This window comes from uncultured Gemmiger sp., assembly GCA_944388105.1.
Lineage (GTDB): Bacteria > Bacillota > Clostridia > Oscillospirales > Ruminococcaceae > Gemmiger.
Window position 1 is genome coordinate 1 of sequence record CALXHN010000137.1, and the last position, 3,923, is coordinate 3,923.

The 3,923-nt window shown below is 60.1% G+C and carries 3 protein-coding genes and 2 tRNA genes; all 5 read left to right on the forward strand.

Features of this window, described 5'->3' with window-relative positions:
* Window positions 1–364: 364 nt before the first annotated feature.
* The gene (locus Q0K17_RS10615; protein ID WP_294542884.1) at window positions 365–1,129 is read left to right on the forward strand and encodes a ParA family protein; all 765 of its coding nucleotides are present in this window, start codon (window positions 365–367) and stop codon (window positions 1,127–1,129) included.
* An 11-nt stretch (window positions 1,130–1,140) separates the two neighbouring features.
* Window positions 1,141–2,022, forward strand: coding sequence for a ParB/RepB/Spo0J family partition protein (locus Q0K17_RS10620; protein WP_294542885.1), 882 nt, complete (start codon window positions 1,141–1,143; stop codon window positions 2,020–2,022).
* Window positions 2,023–2,061: 39 nt separating this feature from the next.
* On the forward strand, window positions 2,062–3,372 hold the full coding sequence (gene serS, locus Q0K17_RS10625) for a serine--tRNA ligase (RefSeq protein ID WP_294542886.1): 1,311 nt from the start codon (window positions 2,062–2,064) through the stop codon (window positions 3,370–3,372).
* Window positions 3,373–3,638: 266 nt separating this feature from the next.
* Window positions 3,639–3,715, forward strand: a tRNA-Met gene (locus Q0K17_RS10630).
* An 89-nt stretch (window positions 3,716–3,804) separates the two neighbouring features.
* Window positions 3,805–3,879, forward strand: a tRNA-Glu gene (locus Q0K17_RS10635).
* The last annotated feature ends 44 nt before the right edge of the window (window positions 3,880–3,923 follow it).

Consider the following 3,923-nt stretch of genomic DNA (forward strand, 5'->3'; position numbering starts at 1 on the left):
GGTCGGCGTCCACCGCCTCGAAACGGTGGCGGTTTTTCCGTCGCTTTTTGGCGGCAAAAAGCGACAACACCCCGGCAGACTCCTGTTTGCCAAAAGTGACAAACAAATAATTATACTTCAGATAGTCCAATGTTCCCCGTGGAACATCCCACCTTACCCCCAATGCAAAAAAATCGAAAAATTCCGGGCAAAATGTTCCCCGTGGAACATTTTCGGCCTCAAAACAGGTCCAAAACCACCCAAAATGCCAAAAATGCCGCCGAAGTCTTTCTATTGGACCACACCTGTGGTATAATAACCTCAAAACGCGCCCCGGCACACCCCGGCAGGCAGTTCAAGATGATTTTGCAAGGAGGATGTGCCAATGGCTAAGGTGGTTGCAATCGCAAACCAGAAAGGCGGCGTGGGCAAGACCACGACCTGCGTCAATCTGTCGTCCTGTGTGGCGGCACTGGGCAAGCGGGTGCTGGTGGTGGACCTGGACCCCCAGGGCAACACCAGCTCCGGCTACGGCATTGCCAAGCATGAGCTCAGTTCCAACGTTTACACCTGCCTCATCGACGATGAGGACGTGCGGCAGGCCATCGTCAAGACAAACTACAACGCCGACCTGCTCCCCTCCAACACCCAGCTGGCCGGGGCGGCGGTGGAACTGGTCAACCTGCCCCGCCGGGAAAACCGGCTGCGCAGCGTCCTGGCCCCGGTGGTGCCGGTGTATGATTACATCTTCATCGACTGCCCGCCTTCCCTGGACCTGCTCACCATCAACGGCCTGTGCGCCTGCGACACCGTCCTCATCCCCATCCAGTGCGAATACTACGCCCTGGAAGGCTTGTCTGAACTGATGAACACCCTGAAAACGGTGCGCAAAAAGTACAACCGCTATCTGGACATCGAGGGCGTGCTCTTCACCATGTACGCCGGACGCCTCAACCTGACCATGCAGGTGGTGGCCCAGGTCAAGAAGTACTACGGGGACAAGGTCTACAAGACCGTGGTGCCCCGCACCGTCCGCCTGTCCGAAGCCCCCAGCTTCGGCATGCCTATCAACTTCTATGAACCCAACGGCAAGGGCAGCGAGGCCTACATGGCCATGGCCCGGGAATTTCTGCAGAACAACGAACGATAAGGGGGATGACCTTGGCCAAGAAGAAAATCGGCGGGCTGGGCCGCGGGCTGGACAGCCTGTTTGCCGACCTGCCCGAAGAAGACACCTCCGGCGGGCTCTCCACCCTGCCGGTGCGGGAGATCGAGCCTGACCCCGACCAGCCCCGCAAAAATTTTGATGAAGAGTCCCTCTCGGCCCTGGCCCAGTCCATCACCGAGAACGGCCTGCTCCAGCCCATCGCCGTGCGCCCCAAAAAGGCCGGACCCGGCTACACCATCATCGCCGGGGAACGCCGCTGGCGGGCCGCCCGCATCGCCGGACTGGACGAGGTGCCGGTCATCGTCAAGAACGTCACCGATGAACAGGCCGCCGCCCTGGCCCTGATCGAAAACCTCCAGCGGGAGGACCTGGACCCCATCGAGGTGGCCGAGGGTTGCCGCCGGCTCATCGACCAGTACGGCCTCACCCAGGAACAGGCCGCCCTGCGCCTGGGCAAGAGCCGCAGCGCCATCACCAACACCCTGCGCCTGCTGGGCCTGCCCGACGATGTGCGGCAGGCCGTGCGCCGGGGCGAACTGAGCACCGGCCACGCCAAGGCCCTGCTGGGCCTGCCCAGCGCCGAGATGATGTCCGCCGCCGCCAAGCAGGTGGTGGAAAAGAACCTGAACGTCCGCCAGACCGAAGCGCTGTGCCGCAAGCTGGCCAAGCCCCCCAAGGAACCCAAACCGGTGGATGCCTTCATCCGGCCGGTGCTGGCCACCGAGGTGGAAGCGGCTTTGAAAGAGGTCACCGGCAGCGAGGTCCATGTGGACTACAAGAACGGCAAGGGCAGCCTGCGCATCGACTTCTATTCCGACGACCAGCTGCGCCGCTATGCCGACCTGCTGGGTCATTACAACCCCGAACAGCCATAAGTCTCAGGCAACAAAAAACATAGAGGAGAGAAAAGTACCATGTTAGACATCCGTTTTGTGCGCGAGCACCCCGATGAAGTCAAGGAAAACATCAAGAAGAAGTTCCAGGACCAGAAGCTGCCCCTGGTGGACGAGGTCATCGCCCTGGACGCCGAGTACCGCGCCGCCATCAGCGAGGCGGACAGCCTGCGCGCCAACCGCAACAAGCTGTCCAAGCAGATCGGCATGCTCATGGGTCAGGCCAAGAAGGACCCCTCCAAGGCCGCCGAGGCCGAGGCCGTGAAGGCCCAGGTCACCGCCCAGGCCGACCGCCTGAAGGAACTGGAAGCCAAGGAAGCCGACCTGCAGGTGAAGATCCGGGACATCATGTACACCATTCCCCAGATGGTGGACCCCAGCGTGCCCGTGGGCCCCGACGACAGCTGCAACGTGGAAGTGCAGCGCTTCGGTGAATGCACCGTGCCCGACTATCCCATCCCGTACCATGTGGATATCATGGAGAGCTTCGACGGCATCGACCTGGACGCCGCCGGCCGCGTCTCCGGCAACGGCTTCTACTACCTGCTGGGCGACATCGCCCGCCTGCATGAGGCGGTGCTGGCCTACGCCCGTGACTTCATGATCGACAAGGGCTTCACCTACGTCATCCCGCCCTTCATGATCCACGGCAACGTGGTCCAGGGCGTCATGTCCTTCCCCGAGATGGACGCCATGATGTACAAGATCGAGGGCGAGGACCTCTACCTCATCGGCACCAGCGAGCACAGCATGATCGGCCGGTTCATCGACCAGGTCATCGACGGCACCAAGCTGCCCCTGACCCTGACCAGCTACTCTCCCTGCTTCCGCAAGGAGAAGGGCGCCCACGGCATCGAGGAGCGCGGCGTCTACCGCATCCACCAGTTCGAAAAGCAGGAGATGATCGTGGTCTGCAAGCCCGAGGACAGCATGGACTGGTACGACAAGCTGTGGCATAACTCGGTGGAGCTGTTCCGCAATCTGGAGATCCCCGTCCGTCAGCTGGACTGCTGCACCGGCGACCTGGCCGACCTGAAGGTGAAGAGCTGCGACATCGAGGCCTGGAGCCCCCGTCAGCAGAAGTTCTTCGAGGTGTGCAGCTGCTCCAACCTGGGCGACGCCCAGGCCCGCCGCCTGCGCATCCGCTACAAGGACGAGAACGGCAAGACCCAGCTGGCCCACACCCTGAACAACACCTGCGTGGCCCCGCCGCGGATGCTCATCGCCTTCCTGGAAAACCACTACCAGGCCGACGGCACCGTGACCATCCCCGAAGTGCTGCGCCCCTACATGGGCGGCAAGGCTGTGCTGGTGCCCACCAACAAGAAGTAATTTTTTCCCTGCAGAATGGCAGGTTGGAGGCAGTCCCGGAAAGGGGCTGCCTTTTTTATTTGTCTCTTGCTTCCGGGCAGCAACTGCCTGCCTTTTGTGACCAAAGGGAAAGACTTCCCCGCAAGCGCCCGATTGCCAGGAAAATCACAAAATCAGGAAAGATTCCCAATACCAGAAATTGCCTGAAAAAATTTCAAAAAAGGCTTGACAAAAAGAGCTTGTTTCCGTATAATAAACAAGTAACCCCATCAGGGGTCACGCCATGTGGCGGTATAGCTCAGTTGGCTAGAGCATTCGGTTCATACCCGAAGTGTCACCGGTTCAAATCCAGTTACCGCTACCATAATGCAGGCTTTCGCTAAAATACTTGGGGGCCGGCTGCAGTAGTGGTCGGTAAGTTGCTTGCTGTTTTAGCGAAATCCTGCGTATTATGGCCCGTTGGTCAAGCGGTTAAGACACGGCCCTTTCACGGCTGTAACATGGGTTCGATTCCCGTACGGGTCACCAAGGCACCTGCTTCTTTGGAAGCAGGTGCTTTTCTTTATGTGCAG